We start from the raw sequence: 18680 nt of genomic DNA, 5'->3' as shown, positions 1-18680 counted from the left end.
TGTCTTTCATTCCATATTCTACATGCAGTATTTATGACTTTTCAGATGAAACCGCTTTGCGCAAAGCTTCCTCTACTAATGAAAATGTTTGTTTTTTCTTATATGCATGATAAAACATCCCCATTTTCCGGACAGGATCACCTGAATAATAACGCTCATACTGTACTAAACGTTGTCCAAACGCTTCACCACATAAATCCCAAGCTAACTTAAATAAGCGAACGCGCTCTTCTGAAGAAACTCCTTCTCGGCCAATATAATATTTATTCATATCGTCTCGAATTTCCGGGTGCATAAAGTCCGCTTCTGTTGGCGACATTAACAATCCACCTGCACCAATTGTTTGCATAATTTCAATTGCACGTGGATACATCTTTGGTAATAAACTACGAATTGTATCAAGTGGTAATCTCGCCGGTACCACTTCACCGTAAGCAGTTGTCTCATACTCATATTCAGCGACTTGTAACAGCGCTCGAATCGTTTCTACATCTTGCATGAGCTCAGCTAACTGATTTTGTACATTTAAGAAGCCATCTACTCCAATTGAATCCGCTAACTTCATGACAACTTCTGCGGCAAATGATAACTTCACAAGACCTCTTACCCCCGACTGATGGGCTGGTTGATGTCCAATCCCTGTTCTTGGATACAGTTGATTTCCCGCGTCTACACTTTTATAAATAAATACTTTATCCCACGGTATAAAGACATTATGGAACACTAACAATGCATCCATTTCTTCAAACTTTGATGCAAGCGGATGATCAAATAAAGAGCGTTTGCCATCTTGCATCGGTTCACGACATAGAATTCGTAACCCAGGTGCATCAATCGGCACCGCAAAAGAAATCGCATGACGTTCATCACCTGGCTTGAAACTCGGATAAGAATAAATAATGACTTCATCAGTAATTGGTGCAAGCGTAGCTAACATCTTCGCACCGCTCACATACATCCCTTCCTCCGTTTCTTTCACAACACCTAAATGCATCGTCTCATCTTCTTGTTGATGAGATGCTTTACTTCTATCATTTTGCGGATTAATAATCGCATGTGTTAAAAACAAATCTTGATTGCGAATATGTCTATAATAGTTTTTAATATTTTCTCCCCACTGTACATCAAACTCTTCAAAGAACCACGCATTGCTTGCCATTGATGTAACAGTAACATTTAAAAAATCTGGTGTTCTTCCCATTAAGCCAAACGTAGCTTTCGCCCATACTTCAAACAACTCACGGCGTGCTCTCAAATCCTCATAGTTTTTTGGAACTAAAAATGCATTTGAAACACGTTCTCCTGTTTCTTCACAAATATGCGTAATTTTATCTTTGTAAGCTGGATCATGCTGCATATCATATAATTTTGCAATTTGTAAAATCGGCTCCCGAAACACATCTTCATCCATCACATCCGTTACTCTTCTCCCGCCAACCCAAATCTCTGGATTCCTCGCTCGTAACCCTTCAATATACTCGGCACCTGTTCGAATCCCCATTTACAACCCCTCCATTGTATGCGTTTTCAAGATTTTAAAAACAAACTGTAAAATATACTTCCCCCTCTCAAAACGAAAGAATTTTACATCATTATAAAATGTTTATTTATGAAAACGACCTGCTTATTTCACATTATGAAATCTTGTACACTTTTCCATATATATTTCTATATAAAAATCCGCTTCAGAATAATATAATTCCAAAGCGGATTAAACTTCTTAACAAATCTTTCTCTCTACACATAAAAGAATATTGATATTATTTTAAAAATCCCCCATGCTGTATAACGCTATTCGTTTTCTTGTTCATTCGTAATAACATCCAAAAACTTAATAAAGAAAAAAATACACCTAACACTCCAAATATAACTGTAGAGTGTGCTACAGTCAGTAATAAACTAAAAATTACTGGTCCCATAGCCATACCTATATATCTAATAAAATTGAACATTCCCATTGCGCTTGCCCTGTTACTCTCAAATTCATTCGTTATCATAGTAGCATATAGGGGCGTTAAAATACCTATAGCTATCCCGTACATAACTAAAGTAATAGACATGCCTATTAAACTGTACGAATGAGTAACAGCGAATAAAATAACACTTAAAGATACCATTACATTTCCAAATACAAATAATTTTTGAAGTGAGATTTTCGCTTGAATAGATTTAAATACAATACTTCCAATGATTAGACTTAAAGCCATCGGTAAATAAAGTAGTCCTACTACTTTTAGACTTAAATGATAGTGATCTGTTAACAAAATTGGTAAATATACAATGATTGAAAAATAGAGAAAGAATATACAAAAACTTAAAGTTAAAATGGAGCTTCCTACTTTATTGCTGAAGATAGCAGCGTTGTGTAGCATGAATGTTTTAAAGTTGATTTCCTTTTTACAACCTATATGATCTTTAGGAAAATACAACCAGTTGATAAAAAGCAGAATGACTGATGCCCCTACAAGAAACCAAAAAACACCACGATGATTATATTGTTCACCAATGAAGCCACCTAGTACAGGTGCGATAGCTGGAGCAATTGATAACAACATTTGATATGTTCCCATTGCACTTCCCCTTTGATTCCCTTGAAACAAAGATGCAATTGTAGTTACTGCAACGATAGGGATCGCAGCTGTTCCTATCGCTTGTAAAATTCTACAAATAAAAAAGACTGTAAAGTTATTGGTAACCGCACAGCCTATACTAGCTACAACCATTAATATGATACTAGGAATAAGAATGGACCTCATTCCTTTAAAATCAATTAACGATCCAAAAACAATTTGCATAATAGCTGTCACAAAGATAAATATTGAAACCGATAAGTTTACCATTGTGATGGAAACATGAAATGAATCTCTAATTAAAGGAAGGACTGGAGAATAAATATTTTGATGTAAAGATGCAAAAAAAGCACTAATGCAAACCAAATATAAAACAAAAGAAGCTTTTGATTTAACGCGATTCATATTAACCCTCCTATACAAACATTAAGCATGCGCATCCTGTGTAAAAAGCTACCTTCATCATTAAAAAGACTTTTCGTTCTCTATGATTTTCTTGTTCATTTTTTGTAAAAACCTTAGAATAACTTCTTGTTCTAGATTAGAAAATGTACCAATAAACTGATAAAACTCTTCTTCTTTTTGATTATGGATTTTTTCGTGTAATTGAAACAAAGAATATCCTTTAGGAGTTAACTCGAAATATACCTCTTTCTTATTATCAGATGATTGAAAACGAGTAATTAAATTTTCCTGCATTAATTTCTTATTAATTTTTGTAATGTTCGCTTTAGACAAATTCATTTTCCTTGCAATTGTAGTATGATTAATCGGTTGATTTTCACCAATACATGCAATGACATGTATACTTGTCATATTTGTAGGTACATACTGTATTTCTTCCTCTACTGCTTGCTTAAAAAATGCTTGTATATCTTGATCTGCTTTTTGTTCATTGAGGTGTAATAACTGCAAATAGTTATCGTATATTGTCTGTTTTGTGGAATTAATCATAGCGATACAACCTTTCTTTCAAGTTCTATATGTAATATAAAATCAAAATTGTTCACTAGTAAACAATTTTGATTTTATACCTCCGTTTGATTTTTGTCAATTATCTGTAATTTAAATCTGTATGATTCATTTTCAATATCTCAAAGCTTCATAATTTATTAGCTACTTCCATAATATGTCCCGTTGTTGGCTTGAAACAAAGATGCATCTTTGTTATTTAACTACTGGAGAAGGATAGTCATAAGATGTTGTTTAAACTATATCTTAAGGAAAATAGTTATAAAGATAGGCGTAGAAATTATTATTTAGGAGTGAGACTGTGAGAAATAAAGCAATTGTAATTGGAGGAAGTATTGCAGGTAAATTAGCAGCAAAAGCTTTGTCTGACTTTTTTAAAGAAGTAGTGATATTAGAAGCTGGTGAGCAGCGAAAAGAAGAAAGTGCAAGGAAACAAGTGCCCCAAAGTAATCATATACATGTATTATTAGCAACTGGAGCGGAAGAACTTGAGAAACTATTCCCAAATATTAAAAATGAATTAATTGAACTAGGTAGTATAACAAGTAATGTAACCCAAGATATAAAATGGTATCACTTCGGCGAACTAAAACATCGTTTCAAAGGTGATATTAATATAATTCAACAAAGTCGTCTTATGTTAGAACAACATATTCAATATAGAACTGAAGCGATTTCGAATATTATCATTCAAAATGGTAAAGTAGTAGAAAAATTGATTATGGACGATCAAAGGATTAAGGTATGTGGGATAACAGTAAAATGTTTGGAAACAGGGATACAGGAAAATATGTATGCAGATTTAGTAGTTGATGCAAGTGGATTTCATTCTAAAAATATATCTTGGTTACAAGAACATAAAATCAATGTAAAAGAAGAAAAGATAAAGATAGATTTATCTTATTCAACAAGAATGTTTCGTTTAAAAGAGAATTATTGTATAGATGGTAAGGTTATATATGTAACACCTAAATTGCCTGAAATTCCTTATGGCGCAATCATCCAGAAGCTTGAAAAAAACAAATACTTCTTAACATATATTGGGTATGCAAATGAAAGATTACCGAAAAACGAGGAAGGATTTTATGATTTTTCGAAAAAAATGGCTCTTCCAGATATATTAGAGTTTTTACAACATGCTGAGGCGATTTCCGATATAAGTATGTACAAAGTGCCTTATCAAGTAAGAAAACAATTTGAGAAAACTAAAAACGTGCCAGCTGGCTTTTTAGTAATGGGAGACGCACACACTCGATTTGATCCTATATATGGACAAGGAATGACAATTGCGGCTATGGAATCTATAGAACTACAGAAATGTTTGCAACAGTTGAATAAAATAGATAAAAAGTTTACTCAAATCTTTTATGCTAGTATAGCAAAGATTGTAGATATACCTTGGGAGATGACAACAACAGAAATCTTTCGCCACCCAGAGTTAAGAGGTGATTTATCTGTAAAACAGAAGTTTCAACAGTGGTACACAAAAAAAGTATACGAAGTTGCTGCAACTAATGAAGAGGTCTATTCTCGTTTGGCGAAGGTGATACATTTACTTTGTAAACCGACTCATTTGTTTCATCCAAAAGTATTATTTGCGGTTCTATTACATAAAAAGAATTAGTTTGATTTAATAGTGATAAAAATCTAAAGAAGATATGACATATTTCATACTATAGAACAAGGGAATAAATAACTAGAGTATTATGTAATTGTCAGCACTGGGGTTACCAACTTTTATCTTTGAAGTAACGGTGATTGGCGAACAAGCAAAGTATATCAATGTCAGAATACTTATGTTTGAGATGAAAAGAAATAATAAAAACATCCTCACATGCATGTATGAGGATGTTTTTCATTCCCTAACAAAATATGTAAACATACTACTCCAATGATAATCATAACCACTATATAATGAACCGCTGAAAAAATCGCAAATATTCCATAAAGTGAAACTTCACTCAGTGGGGGTTTTCTCCATCCCCCACTGAGTGTCAGCCCGACCAATCGGGCTTTTACTGGCTGTTAATCTCCCACCTAAACTTCTCTGAATCCTCTAAGTTTTGAGGTGGGAGTCTTACAGCCAGTTAATACGGGATAAAGAACAGCTAGTATTAATACTGAGCTTACTGAATAGAGCAACCTTCCCACATTGGCTCTAGATACACATAACTCGAAATATATACAATAATTGTCAGTATAACCCATACAAAATCCCAGTATATATATTTAACTTCTCTAGTCCTAGTAATATGCTTATTAATCCAGCAATCATAATGATATTTTGTATTCTTTTATCCCCTATAACTTCTTTCACCAAACTGCTCCTATTTTCCTAAAAACCAGGCCTGATATAGCAATTGAGTGGCCTCTTCAATTTCTTCCTCTGATAAAACGGCAAACCCAAGTAAAACTGGATTTTTGGGAGTAGTCCCTTCTTTATAATACATAGAAACTGGATATACTTTTATGCTGTTTTCAGCTGCTCTTTTAATTAATTCTTCTTCTAACATTTCATTGCGAACCTTTAATAAAATATGTAAACCAGAATCTTCTCCTATCACTTCCACCTGAGTAGAAAAGTACCTTTCTATTGCTGAGACGAGAGCATCTCTCTTTTTTCGATAAACCACTCGCATTTTATGAATATGCTTTTCCCAATGTCCCTCGTTTAAAAATCTTCTAATGATTTCTTGGTCGATTCTGGAAACACTTTGTGTATAAAATAAATACTGTGTTTGATACAGCTCAATTAGCTGTTTTGGTAGCACCATATAGCTCATCCGTAATGATGGAAGCAATGCTTTTGAAAGTGTTCCCATGTAAATTACATTCCCCTCTGTATCAAGTCCTTGCAATGCGGGAATCGGCTTTCCAGAGTAACGAAACTCACTATCATAATCATCTTCAATAATATAACGCCCACGCTGTTCTTGTGCCCATTGCAGTAGTTGCATCCTTCTTTTAATTGGCATAATCATTCCACATGGAAATTGATGAGATGGGGTAACGAACACAACATTTGCCTTACCACCTTCTAAATCCGAAATACAAATCCCATCCTCATCAAGCGAGAGCATCTGAACATTGTCGTCCCCTTTCTCAAAAGCAACTAATTTCCGGTGATAACCTGGATTTTCAACTGCAAAATGACTTCCATTTAGTAACTGAAATAACATTCTTATTAAAAACTGAGTCCCGGCTCCTATGACAATTTGACTTGCTGAACACCTCACGCCTCTTGATTCATATAAATATTTCGCCATCTCCTCACGTAAACTCAATTCACCTTGAGGATGACCAAGAAAGAGTAGATCCTTATTTTCTAGTTGCCATACCTCGTTTGAAATCTTCCGATATACTGAAAATGGAAATGAATTTGCATCTACACCAGTTTGTGTAAAATCATATTTATATTTTGGCTCCCTGTACGATACTTCCTTCACGAGTTCCTTTTTTTTCACTGTATGTATCATTTGTTCTATTTCACATACAAAATAGCCCTTACGCGACACTGATTCAATATATCCTTCTGCAAGAAGCTGTTCATATGCCGATTCCACCGTGTTTTTACTTACTTCTAAATGTACTGCTAACTTTCTTTTTGCTGGGAGCTTGGTCAAAGGAGGGATTTTTCCACTTCTTATTTCTGCTTTTATATACTCATATAACTGTACATACAGTGGGATTTTTTTCTCTACATTCAAATTTGGCGTTAATTCTATCATAAATTCTGACCCCTTTAAAAAATTCATTATTGATACTTTTTATAGTACCAGAAGTTATATATAATTCCTTTTATCACGTAAATTTTTAAAAATCAATCTTAGAAAGGAGCATCATGATAATGAACAATAACAGACGACTTGGCCTCATTATGATTATTACAGGAGCTACTTTATGGGGATTATCAGGTCCGATGATTCAGTGGCTTTTTCAACATACGAAAGTATCATCTATCGACTTTTTAGTCATTCGTCTATTACTTGCTGGGGTCTTTATTTTATCTTTCTTACTTATAAGAAAACAACATATATTCCGTATTTGGCAACAACCACGCCATCTTTTGCAACTGATTATTTTCTCGATTCTCGGAATGCTTGGAGCTCAGTATGCTTTTATTGAAACAGTGCATATTAGCAACGCTGTTACAGCTACTCTATTCCAATTTTTAGGGCCGGTTCTCATTACTATTTATGTTGCAATGCAATATAAAAAACTCCCTTCCACTATGCAAGTATTAGCAATTGTTGCTGCCCTAACAGGCACATACTTTATCATTACCAATGGATCTGTCCAAAACATTGTTTTATCGAAAGAAGCGATTTTGTTTGGTCTCTTAACAGCTATTGGGTTTGCCTTTTACACACTTCACCCAGCTTCTCTTATTAAACAATGGGGAACGACTCTTATTATTGGCTGGGGTATGTTAATCGGAGGAATTGCACTATTCATTTACAATCGCTCTTTTGAATGGAAACAGCTTTCACAAACCTTTACATTGCTAACATTCTCTATGCTGATTTTAATTATTATAAGTGGAACACTTTCTTTTCTTCTTTACATTGGTAGTCTAAAATATTTATCACCAACAGAGACCAGTATTTTATCCAGTATTGAACCTCTTGTAGCAGCTATTATTTCTATCGTTTGGCTAAAAGAATCTTTTGGGGCATATCAATTACTAGGCGGTGTATGTATCGTCGTTGCTGTCATTTTCTTAACAATGCCAGAAAAAGAAGCAGAGCCCACATTCACCACTGAACAAATATAGTACAAAATGTCAAAAGAGGTCATACTAAACTTATGACCTCTTTTTTATAACTTTCACGTGACGTTGGATCTTTCTCATTTTCAATATAAGTAACTACACTCTGAACTGTACTTCCATATAAATCTCTTTCTTTTGTATTATAAATTCCTTCTGTTGTTTGATAGATGTTCTTACTATGTTCACCATCCCCCTTCTCTTCATATGTACTATATATTCCTCTTTCATAAATACTTGCATACCCATCTTTCCCTGCTGACATCACGGTCGGCATATCTCTTTCATCTAACGCTTTTACAAGTCTTTCATACTCTATTTTTGTTTTGCCTAAGAAACTGCATGCTCCGAGTAGAGTTGTTATCATTATTACTGCTATCAGTTTTATCATCAAGTTTTGTTTCATACTGTCACCGTATTCTATTTATTGTTTTTATATTTTCCCTTTTGTTTTTCTCTGTTTCTATATGCTAAGAAAACTTCTCTTTCGTTCATATAATCTCTCCATGAACGATTAAAACTTGGAAACTCAAATCTACAATAAGCTAGTAATACAAAGTCGGCTGCTCCAATTGCCATCCCATACAACACAACTGTTTGAATAATAAGAAATACCGTTCCATTAGAATCAAAATTGATACTAAAAACCGCTAATACCAATATAATAATTACAACAATGGCTCCTATAAGAGATTGGCGTATTTGTCCCTTTTCAAAAAATGAAATTTGTACTCCTTCAGGGATATATTCTCCACTAGCAGCTTCTCCAAAGACTCTCTTGACAGCTATCATATGAGTAATAATAGCTCCTAATATAAGTACCCCAATATAAAATATTGTTTTACCACTAGAAGGGACTTCAAATACCCCTTCCACTACTATAAACATAAAAGGTAAAGTAGCTAATTGAAATGCAAAAAATACAATCGCTAATGCTTGTAACTTTTGAAATTTAAACGCACTTTTCACAAATATATTCGGAAGTATTAATACACATTGAAAAATATATAATACGGTTTCAATAAGAGACACTATCTCTTCAAATGGCGTTAAAAAAACATCTTTTCCTTCTTTTAAAAATCCATAAAACAATAATCCCATAATTAATGACGTATAAACGAAAGTCCCAAATAAAAAATGCCGACCCCTCCCTGGACTTAAGCGACCGTCATTTATACTTTGAAAACGATTTAAGTTTTCTTCTTTAATTCCTTCCATCTACTATGCCTTCTTTCTAATATGTACTAGATGTTATTATCTATAAATCCATATACTACCATATCTAAATTTTTATTTTCCAACTTTCTCTATAAACACAACCTTTCTCAAAAAACTGTGCCGTTTTCTTCTCAATTGCATGGGGGATTCTGCCGCTACTCTACCAACCCCAGCTGCTTCCACATCCGGAACAAGACTTTTTCTTTTGTAATAGCTGTATTCGTCTTTTTTGCTATGTTTAGCACGGCATTTTCAACTTTCGTTAATGCGGTATCTGCTGCTTTTACTATAACTAAGTTTCCCTACTAGTCTACCTGTATTGTACTACATGAATTCTATAAAAAAGGGCTTCAGATTAATACTGAAGTCCTCCACATTTACCTTTTTTAATTTTTATCCTTCTACTCATTATGCTTAGGACAGTAAGTAACACTACTTTTCTACAATTATTGATCAAAAGTGGATGGATATTCTTCAACAAAACCATTCTTTAAATCTGTTATATCACTGGAAACCAAATCATAACTCCCATTATCATTTTCATATATTTTATATTCTTTACCAGCGTGAACACCAAATCTGCCTTTTCTTATTCTCTCCATTATGACTACCTTAGTATCTTTAGTTTTAAATGTATATGCTGAAAATCCTGTATTAGGGTCTGTCTCAGGATATTTAACTTCCGCATTAAAATTGGCTTCTAATTTCTTTATATTTTTTTATCAGGGTCATCATATGGTGGCTTCCCCTCATCAAACTTATAAATATCATCGCCGGCCAATTGTAATTTTCCTCTATCAGAAGACAATTTAACTTTATTATTAGTCATTAATTTTCCACTCCTTAATCTATCTATTTAGGTACTCCTCTTTATAATCCTTATAATCTTCTTTTGATTCGGCCTCCTCATTATCTTTTTTACTATTGAAACTATAATAAGTTTGATACTGATGATACAGACTCTGGCCTTCTTCATTCTTTTTATTGAAACTCACCACTATCCCAACTTTTACCAAATCCATTGGCGATGTACTAGAATCTTTAGCCGAATCAAAATCTAAAGTAATAGTCGCATGTTTAAACTCGTCATACTCTATTTTCAATTTGGCATTTACTATTTCCTGAAATTGCGCTTCTGTTAAGGTATAACCTACTGTATTTGGTTCGCTCCCACCTTTTGTATCATTAGTTGGTTCTAACTCAGCAATTCCCTGTAAACTATCAATAATCATTTTAATGTAAGAAACATCTACATTTGGATTCGCACTCGTTACCTTTCCATCGGTATACATAATATTGGCATCATAAATGTGTTCATCTTTATAATTTTCACGTGATATTAGATTCTCTTCCTTCTCAATATCTGTAACAATCTCTTGTGTTGTATCCCCGTATAAAATTTTTTCTTTTGTATTATAGATACCCTCTGTCGTTTGATACACTGTCTTGCTATGTTCACCATCTTCCTTCTCTTCAAGAATACTATATATCCCCCTTTCTTCCACATACGCATACCCATCTTCCCCAGCCGACATCACCGTCGCCATATCACCTTCATCTAATGCTTTTACAAGTCTTTCGTACTCTATTTTTATTTCTCCCACGATTCCACATCCTCCTAATAAAGTTGCTACTATTGTTACTACTACAAACCTTATCATCAACTTTCGTTTCATATTTTTACTCCAGTTCATATTTTATTTTCTTTAACCATCCATGTATTTTCATTCCTGAACTTTTGTATACATTCACTTACTAAACAAAAAAGATGGGTTCGATTTCCCGAACCCATCTTTAATTACTTCAACTATCTATTAAGGATACTTATGAAATCTATTCATTTTGTAAAGGCAAATTATATTCTATTTCATCGATAAACCTGATGGCCTCACATAAATTATGAATCTCATCCTTCTACTAGTTGCTCTTCTTTCTCTTCTTTGTTTTTTTCAATTACTTTCTCAACGAACTCATTACGCCATACTTTAAACTTAGCCGCAAATTGAGTTTCAATTTTATTTTTATACCCTTCAAATTTTACTTCTACAATATCCGAGTGATTAAATAACTTATAACTTTCTGCTGTTAACCCTACTGGGTGTAACACTCCCCCATAGTCATAAAATGTTTCATCATCTAGTAAAACGCCGCGTGTTGTAATGACATACTCTACTTTTTCGTCAAAGTTGACTCGTACAACACTTCCTAGTGGCAACACATTCTCCATGTAGTCTTTCATGTTAATTAATCGTCCCTTTCAATACCGTAATTTTCTCTTCTATTTTACGTCTCTTTTTTTCTAACTTATCGATTCGATCAATAAAAGCATCTCGTGTTTTACCTTGCATGTGTGTATCAATACTACTTTCTAATTTTTTCACATCAGCTTTTAAAGCAACAGCAGCTTTCTCAAGCTTATTGACTACACTCGTAATTTCAGCCTGTCCACCATTATCAGGAAATGTACTATGGATTCTACTCATAATCAAATGCAAGTTCATCTTGATTCTCCTCATCCATATAATCTATCAAATTTTATTTCTTTCAAAACTTAGTGATACTTAACTGCATAAAGTTCTTCATCTTTTGCCATCATAGAAACAACTGCAGATGAAACATCTTCCTTAAATTCCTTTAGCTCTTCTGAAAACTCTTTTATATCTTTTGCGACCTCATTCAACAATGAACGATCAATACCTCTTCTACTATCATTCATAAATAAATTCGTTAACGCATTTCGATTACTGCGGATATGATCACCAACAATTGCGGTAATACTTGTATCAAGAACAAAATCTCCTTCAAACAAGTCTAATATATCTTGTACAAGTGAGGCGGCTATTTCTGTAGCAATCTCCTGAATTTCCCCTAATGTTAAATACACTGCAATGCATCCAGCTAAAAAGTCTACTGCATGATCAAAAACAGACTCTAGTACTTTCATAACAAGTTCTTTGCAACGTGCTAAATTTGTCTCAATCCAGTCAACAGCTTCATCAATTGTACTATTAATTTCCGTAGAAACTACTATACTAAACTTTATAGCTTCTGCAATAACTTTTGATTTTGCACCTTCATATATCCCGTTTAGCTTAGACATATTTTCTTCAATTTGTGCTTTAACTTTTTTTACTATTTCTTCTGCCTCTCCAATATCTGCAGCGAAACTCAAACTTACTAGCAAATGAGAAATCCCTGGAGCCCTCATAATACTCCTTACTACTCCACCACCTATTATTTTTTCTGCAGCGGAGACTTCTTTTCCATCATATGTAATCCCCGCATAAAGTGCCCCACTCGCTTTTACAAGTTCCAAAATGCTAGGAGTAGTATCTACGCCTGTTTCATCATTATTTGGTAATGTTTTAAACCTTATTAGGTCGCTATTTGTATCAAAATCATTATCTTTAAGTGCGTTAGAGTGTCCCGCACCATTTTCTATAATAAATTTTTGCCCTGGAATAATAAAATCCATAGCTTTTACCCCTTGATATAAAGGGTCATATTCATTAATTGCATTGCGAATATTCCTTTCATCCAGCATACTTCCATACTTTTCAAAATCCGAATCTAAAATTGGAGCTGGATTGTAAGTTAACGATTCAACATTATCTCCTGGATTTCTTACTACAACAGTATTCGCACTTCCTCCTGCTAATGAATGACCGATTACTGTAATTTTCTTATCAGGATACTTTTCTCTTATCATTTTATAATATTCATCTGACTTATCATAGTTATCTACTGGGATGTTTGTGTTAAATATATTATTCCAACCAATTTTTGCATCCTCTTTAACATCCTTTGCATCTACCGTACCAATATTAAATGCTAAATCCTTATCTGTTTGTGTTCCTACATACGCTATTACTATTTCCCCAGTATCAGTTTCAAATGTATATCCTGAAAACCCTGTTTTAGGATCTGTCTCAGGATATTTAATCGTTGCATTAAATTTCTCTTCTAAGTCTAGAATATTACTCTCCGTTGAAGAATTATATGGTTTTTTACCCCCATCAAATTTATAAATATCATCACTAGCTAATTGTAACTTTCCTCGATCAGAGGATAGGTTAAACTTCTCTTCATTCATTTTTGCTTTCCCCTCCTTTTATTTATTTATTTTTGTACTTATTTTCATAGTCCATGTAAACTGCCTTGGCTTTTTCATTACCTTTCTTATCATTAAAACTGTAGTATATTTGCAAACTATGATTTACTAGACTCCCTTCATCATTCTTTTTCTTAAACCTTACAACTATCCCGATTTCCAATAATGCCATGGGTAAAGTACTAGATCCTTTAGTAGAGTTAAAATCTAATACAATAGACCCGTCCTCAAACTCATCATAATTAATGTTCAACTTATTGTTAATTAACTCTTGGAATCGCTCTTCTGTTAGATCATACCCAACAGAGTTCGGCTCACTTCCTCCTTGTGTATCTTCATCTGGTGTCAGTTTACCAATTCCTTGTAACTGATCAAGAAGAAATGAAACATGAGAAATATCCACATCGGGATTCACACTTGTTACCTTTCCATCCGCATACATAATATCGGCATCATAAATATGTTCGCTTTTATAATTTTCAACGGATGTAGGGTCTTCCTTACTCTTAATCTTTGTAGCGATTTTTTGTGTCGTACTTCCATATAATTTCTTTTCTGTCGAATTATAAACTCCATTCGTCGTTTGATAGATGGTTTTAATATGCTTACCATCTTCCTTAGCTTCTCGCGTACTAAAAATCACTTGTTCACCCACATGCGCATACCCATCTTCCCCAGCTGACATCACCTTCGCCATATCACCTTCATCTAATGCTTTTTCAAACGGTTCATACGCTATTTTTGTTTCTCCCACGATTCCACATCCTCCTAATAAAGTTGCTACTGTTGTCACTACTGCTGTTAGTTTTATCATTAGCTTTTGTTTCATACTGTCACCCCAGTTAATACTCTCGGCATTTTGATTTTTATGATGTTTCCTTTTACGTAGTAATACACTTCATCTTTTCCTAGAGCTGGCTCGTTACTAATATATTTCACACTGAAGATACTTTGGTCGTTTAACGGCATTGCTACAATAGCGGCTGTTAGTTTGCCACGAATTTTCATTGGCAGCGCTTCTCGGTTTCGGTATATATAGTCGTGGTGTCCTGCAAAGACGAAGTAGATTCCTACCGCTCGAGATAAGTCTACTAACGTTGTTGCATCATCATCTTCAATTTGCATGAATTTGTTAAATTCTTCTACATTCGAAACGATAATTAGCTGCTTTGGAAATACAGGTGCTTCTCTTCCTTCTTGTCTTGCATTTGATAGTTCTTGCGAGCGTTCATGGATTGTTGCTATCCAATTTGTAACGTGGCTTCGCGTTTCTTCTTCTCCTACTAAGTAGTGTGTAACCTCTTCTTTTTGTTCAACGAAGCTGTATTCCGCTGTATCGATAAGCGTGACGCTTTCGAAGTAGTCTTTGTTTACTTGAGCAACGATGCTAGCGACAATTCGTTTTCTTAAACTATCATCTACACCATAAATCATAAGATGATCGTTAACGGCAACGTCATGAGCGATGACTTCTACATCTTTGAAGTCTAAGCCAATTGGAATATGTCCTTGCTTTAGCGCTCTTCCTACTTGTCTATTCATACGATATGTTGCTAGGTCGATAACTTCTGGCATCATTGGAATTGCTTTTGGACGTTCTCCTTGCCATTCACTATCCATCTCTTTCGCTTCTTGCTGTAATAGCTGAATTTGTTGCAATGCATCTTCTGCCATCGTCGGTAATGCCGCTTGGAATATTGTAGGTGATTCTATTTTTATAATCGCCCTGCCTGCTATTTCTTCTACCCTTAAACTTGTTCTTCCCACAATACTTGATACTTCCGTATAGTCAATCATATACAGACAAGTTTGTAGTTTAATATTGTTGTAAATCTGCATACGTAATGCGTTTTGTCTTCCAGCACTAATTACAGCATGTATTCCCACACTTGCGCCTTCCCTAACGATTTGCATAATGAGCATTTCAAATGCTTCATAGAAGCCAGCTTCTTTTACCGCATCATAATTATCTATTGCGACAATAATACTTGGTACTTCATTTCCACTTGCTTTTTCGTACATTTCTAAGCTAGCAACATCGTGTTGACTTAACATCCTTTTACGCGTCTTCATTTCTTGCGTTAATCTCTCTATTAATTTCAAGCATTTCTCTGTTTCATCAACTGTAATTGTATCAGCTACATGAGGTAGTCCTTTTAATGGAAGTAATCCATTCGTTCCAAGGTCAACTAAATACATGTGTAAATGTTCTGGGTTATGCTGACGAGCTAAGTCCATAACTACCGTTTGTAAGAACGTTGACTTTCCGTATCCTGGGCTTGAATAAACCGCAACGTGTCCATCTTTACTTATATTTAATGTAAGCGGTGATTGAGATTGTAACTCTGGTTGGTCTAGTAAACCAATTGTTGCTTGTAACGGTTTCTTCTTTTCTGCCCATGCTTCTTTAAAGTGAACCGGATGTAAGTCCTGTAAGAATAACTTTTCAGGAAGCGGCGGTAACCACGGCCTTGCCAGCTGCGCAATCCCTGCCTGCTCCGTGTAATCATGAATGTAATCAATAACTGCATCTAGTTCTGTCGGTACAGTTGTAACTGGGCTCTTATGACCAAGTCCACTTAAGTCTTCACTTAAGATTTCATACTGTCCGAGATCGTTAATTGCATAAATTGTTGCATCTAGTTGTTCTTGATCTTCTTTGTCTTCTACATAGTCCGCACCACTCCATGCAGATTGGAATAGTTCATAAATCTCGTTGTTTCCGACTTGTAAGTAAGAACGTCCTGGCAGGGTAATTTCTGCCGCATCTGGTGTTTTTAAAATCTCGTTACTATCAGCTACGTTTTGTACTTTTAGTGCCAACTTAAATTTCGAGTTACTCCAAATTTGGTCGTCAACAACACCGCTTGGTTTTTGCGTCGCAAGTATTAAATGAATACCTAGTGAACGTCCAATACGTGCTGTTGAAACAAGTTCTTTCATAAATTCTGGTTGTTCTGCTTTTAATTCCGCGAACTCATCACTAATTAAGAATAAGTGCGGCATTGGCTCTTGTACGGAACCTTCTTTATATAGTTTGTGATATTGATTAATATGGTTAACGTCATTTTCACCAAATATGCGCTGCCTTTTTTGTAGTTCCGCTTTAATTGACGCTAAGGCACGCATACTTTGAGCACCGTCTAAGTTTGTGATTGTTCCTAATAAATGCGGTAAATTTTTAAATAGATTTGCCATTCCTCCGCCCTTATAGTCGATTAGTAGAAATGCGACTTCATGCGGGTGGAAGTTTACTGCTAGTGATAAAATGTACGACTGAATAATTTCAGATTTACCTGACCCTGTTGTACCGGCAATTAAACCGTGTGGTCCATGTGCTTTTTCATGCAAGTTTAAATTAACGATATCTTCTTTTCCACGCAGACCAAGCGGTACAGCTAACGATTTATGCGCTGCATTTTTTGCCCAGCGTCCCATAACATTTAGTTCGTGGATTTTTTCAACACCGTACATTTCTAAAAATGTTACACTCTCTGGAATACTATTTTTTAAATTTTGCAGATGATTTAAAGGCGCTAGCGCTCTCGTAATTTCTTCTTTTTGGAATCCTTCTGGGAAACGATCTAATTTAAATTTACGATTTACAAGTTCCCCTTGCTCCAAAATAATATTTCCTTGCTTCGAATCTCTTATATCAATAACTGTCTTCACATGCTCTGGTAAGCTTTGCATTACATCTTGTACAAAAATAAGTGATACGCCTAATTCTGTTGGATCTTCGTTAAAGAGCTCCATAATAGTGTGATCTAAAATCAACTTTTCGTCCGTGATAAGTACAACATAATGCGGTGCGAAATATATTTTCTCATTTGAAGAAGCTTTTTCTTCTACCTTTAATTTTCGATCTTTTAAAATTTGATACAAACTATTTAATACTTGGTCTCGGCTACGTTCGTGATAGACAAATCCACGTACATTAATGTCCCGAACGCTTGCATGTGGTAACCAACGCATCCAATCCCACTGTTGCTTCTCCTCTTCTGGGAAGATAGTAATGAATTGTAAATCATAATAACTATGGAATAAAGATGTTTGCGCAACTAATAATTGTAGCTGTTCTATTACTAAAGAGCGCTGTCCGATATATCCAACTGGTCCATTCATTAAGTCTGTTGTAATTGGAACATCGTCAAGCGAAAGATAACGTCTTCGTAATTCCCTTCCTAATTCAACAAGTTCATCTTTCTTTTGGCTAAATTCTTCATCACTAAACTGAATTTCAAAGCTCATATCAGTACGACCAGTACCAACACGGTATGTTAAGAAATCATGGTGTAGCATTGTTTTCTCATAAATACGATGGTTCATTTGCACTGCCATATCACGAACTTCCACTACACTAGGATAATGATAGTAAAGAGCATGGCGTTGTTTTTCACGTTCTTCATGTAAATCTTTTGTTTTTTGCTTTATGTACTCACGATAGCTTGTATCCCGCTCTTCCATGTCAATTTTATATTGCCTTACATTGTTAATATAAGTTGTCACAGAGACAATAATTGTTACAATTGTCATTGCTAAAGATGCAATGATAAATGCACCGTATCGCATGAAAAGCGCTAACATAACTGTTACAAAAATCATCACAAGTGATGGCGCAATAAGTTTCCAAAGTTGTTCTGTTGGCTTAGTCGGCTCACTAGACGGTTTTGCTATCGTCATTTTCTCAACAGGCTCACGATAAATAATACGTGGTGAGCGATGATAGTCCGGATAGTCTTCTCCATACATATTGTTGTCCCCTTCTATTAAGCGAGGGAGCGTAGATTGTACATAGTTATGAGAAGTGTAAAGCTGAATGTGCTCTTTCCCCATTTCGATCATTACACCATCAACGTACAGATGGTCTCCTTCTTGAATGGTAGTTGTCCCTTCAACTTTACAGTAATTATGATACACATCACCGTTATGAACATGAATTTGAAAAGGCTCATATAGCGATTCACGTAGTAAAACAATATCAGCTTTTGTATCTGCAATGGAAATTTCATCATCATTGTTGTTACTAATCATAATGGAA

13 protein-coding genes and 2 pseudogenes are annotated in these 18680 nt (G+C 34.7%); 2 read left to right on the top strand and 13 right to left on the bottom strand.

Annotated features, from left to right (window positions below; all coding sequences use genetic code 11):
• Nucleotides 1–31 precede the first annotated feature (31 nt).
• The 3 genes from BAMA_RS08650 to BAMA_RS08640 all read right to left on the bottom strand — a co-directional run bounded on the left by BAMA_RS08650 (nt 32) and on the right by BAMA_RS08640 (nt 3524).
• On the bottom strand, nt 32–1501 hold the full coding sequence (locus BAMA_RS08650; RefSeq protein WP_034638322.1) for a 4-hydroxyphenylacetate 3-hydroxylase family protein: 1470 nt from the start codon (nt 1499–1501) through the stop codon (nt 32–34).
• A 259-nt stretch (nt 1502–1760) separates the two neighbouring features.
• Nucleotides 1761–2975 carry an MFS transporter gene (locus BAMA_RS08645; RefSeq protein WP_034638318.1) on the bottom strand — a complete coding sequence of 405 codons (1215 nt, stop codon included), beginning with the start codon at nt 2973–2975 and terminating at the stop codon, nt 1761–1763.
• Nucleotides 2976–3035: 60 nt separating this feature from the next.
• A complete protein-coding gene (locus BAMA_RS08640; protein ID WP_034638316.1) occupies nt 3036–3524 on the bottom strand; it encodes a MarR family transcriptional regulator in 489 nt (162 codons plus the stop codon).
• Nucleotides 3525–3843: 319 nt separating this feature from the next.
• Here BAMA_RS08640 and BAMA_RS08635 point away from each other — a divergent pair, with 319 nt between their 5' ends.
• Complete coding sequence (locus BAMA_RS08635) at nt 3844–5166, top strand: FAD-dependent monooxygenase family protein (RefSeq protein ID WP_034638313.1); 1323 nt, start codon at nt 3844–3846, stop codon at nt 5164–5166.
• Nucleotides 5167–5869: 703 nt separating this feature from the next.
• Here BAMA_RS08635 and pdxR read toward each other — a convergent pair.
• Nucleotides 5870–7270, bottom strand: coding sequence for a MocR-like pyridoxine biosynthesis transcription factor PdxR (pdxR, locus tag BAMA_RS08630; RefSeq protein WP_034638310.1), 1401 nt, complete (start codon nt 7268–7270; stop codon nt 5870–5872).
• A gap of 119 nt (nt 7271–7389) precedes the next feature.
• Here pdxR and BAMA_RS08625 point away from each other — a divergent pair, with 119 nt between their 5' ends.
• Nucleotides 7390–8316 carry a DMT family transporter gene (locus tag BAMA_RS08625; RefSeq protein WP_034638308.1) on the top strand — a complete coding sequence of 309 codons (927 nt, stop codon included), beginning with the start codon at nt 7390–7392 and terminating at the stop codon, nt 8314–8316.
• A 31-nt stretch (nt 8317–8347) separates the two neighbouring features.
• Here the strand turns inward: BAMA_RS08625 and BAMA_RS08620 are convergent.
• The 9 genes and pseudogenes from BAMA_RS08620 to essC form a co-directional block, all read right to left on the bottom strand.
• Nucleotides 8348–8716, bottom strand: a pseudogene (locus BAMA_RS08620) (DUF3952 domain-containing protein); the annotation flags it as partial.
• A 14-nt stretch (nt 8717–8730) separates the two neighbouring features.
• Nucleotides 8731–9528, bottom strand: a complete 798-nt coding sequence (locus BAMA_RS08615; RefSeq protein WP_034638307.1) for a hypothetical protein — start codon at nt 9526–9528, stop codon at nt 8731–8733.
• 446 nt (nt 9529–9974) lie between these two features.
• On the bottom strand, nt 9975–10130 hold the full coding sequence (locus tag BAMA_RS24735; protein WP_162176057.1) for a hypothetical protein: 156 nt from the start codon (nt 10128–10130) through the stop codon (nt 9975–9977).
• 246 nt (nt 10131–10376) lie between these two features.
• Complete coding sequence (locus BAMA_RS08605) at nt 10377–11204, bottom strand: DUF3952 domain-containing protein (protein ID WP_034638305.1); 828 nt, start codon at nt 11202–11204, stop codon at nt 10377–10379.
• Nucleotides 11205–11434: 230 nt separating this feature from the next.
• Nucleotides 11435–11767 (bottom strand): DUF4176 domain-containing protein, encoded by a 333-nt coding sequence (locus tag BAMA_RS08600; protein ID WP_034638303.1) that lies wholly within the window; start codon nt 11765–11767, stop codon nt 11435–11437.
• 1 nt (nt 11768) lies between these two features.
• Nucleotides 11769–12029 carry a hypothetical protein gene (locus BAMA_RS08595; protein ID WP_034638301.1) on the bottom strand — a complete coding sequence of 87 codons (261 nt, stop codon included), beginning with the start codon at nt 12027–12029 and terminating at the stop codon, nt 11769–11771.
• Between the two features lie 50 nt (nt 12030–12079).
• Entirely contained in the window at nt 12080–13621 is a 1542-nt protein-coding gene (locus BAMA_RS08590; RefSeq protein WP_034638299.1) for an alpha/beta hydrolase family protein, read from the bottom strand.
• Nucleotides 13622–13643: 22 nt separating this feature from the next.
• Nucleotides 13644–14468, bottom strand: a complete 825-nt coding sequence (locus tag BAMA_RS08585) for a DUF3952 domain-containing protein (RefSeq protein WP_034638297.1) — start codon at nt 14466–14468, stop codon at nt 13644–13646.
• A pseudogene (gene essC, locus BAMA_RS08580) lies at nt 14465–18661 on the bottom strand (type VII secretion protein EssC); the annotation flags it as partial. The gene BAMA_RS08585 and the pseudogene essC, both read right to left, overlap by 4 nt.
• Nucleotides 18662–18680: the final 19 nt, after the last annotated feature.

Source organism: Bacillus manliponensis, from assembly GCF_000712595.1.
GTDB classification, from domain to species: Bacteria; Bacillota; Bacilli; order Bacillales; family Bacillaceae_G; genus Bacillus_A; species Bacillus_A manliponensis.
This window is presented reverse-complemented; position numbering and strand designations above follow the sequence as displayed.

Bases quoted from the DNA above. Each gene is read 5' to 3' on its own strand.
- BAMA_RS08605 (WP_034638305.1), bottom strand. From the start codon at position 11,204: ATGAAACGAAAGTTGATGATAAGGTTTGTAGTAGTAACAATAGTAGCA.
- BAMA_RS08645 (WP_034638318.1), bottom strand. From the start codon at position 2,975: ATGAATCGCGTTAAATCAAAAGCTTCTTTTGTTTTATATTTGGTTTGC.
- BAMA_RS08600 (WP_034638303.1), bottom strand. From the start codon at position 11,767: ATGAAAGACTACATGGAGAATGTGTTGCCACTAGGAAGTGTTGTACGA.
- pdxR (WP_034638310.1), bottom strand. From the start codon at position 7,270: ATGATAGAATTAACGCCAAATTTGAATGTAGAGAAAAAAATCCCACTG.
- BAMA_RS08590 (WP_034638299.1), bottom strand. From the start codon at position 13,621: ATGAATGAAGAGAAGTTTAACCTATCCTCTGATCGAGGAAAGTTACAA.
- BAMA_RS08595 (WP_034638301.1), bottom strand. From the start codon at position 12,029: ATGAACTTGCATTTGATTATGAGTAGAATCCATAGTACATTTCCTGAT.
- BAMA_RS08650 (WP_034638322.1), bottom strand. From the start codon at position 1,501: ATGGGGATTCGAACAGGTGCCGAGTATATTGAAGGGTTACGAGCGAGG.
- BAMA_RS08585 (WP_034638297.1), bottom strand. From the start codon at position 14,468: ATGAAACAAAAGCTAATGATAAAACTAACAGCAGTAGTGACAACAGTA.
- BAMA_RS24735 (WP_162176057.1), bottom strand. From the start codon at position 10,130: ATGGAGAGAATAAGAAAAGGCAGATTTGGTGTTCACGCTGGTAAAGAA.
- BAMA_RS08640 (WP_034638316.1), bottom strand. From the start codon at position 3,524: ATGATTAATTCCACAAAACAGACAATATACGATAACTATTTGCAGTTA.
- BAMA_RS08625 (WP_034638308.1), top strand. From the start codon at position 7,390: ATGAACAATAACAGACGACTTGGCCTCATTATGATTATTACAGGAGCT.
- BAMA_RS08615 (WP_034638307.1), bottom strand. From the start codon at position 9,528: ATGGAAGGAATTAAAGAAGAAAACTTAAATCGTTTTCAAAGTATAAAT.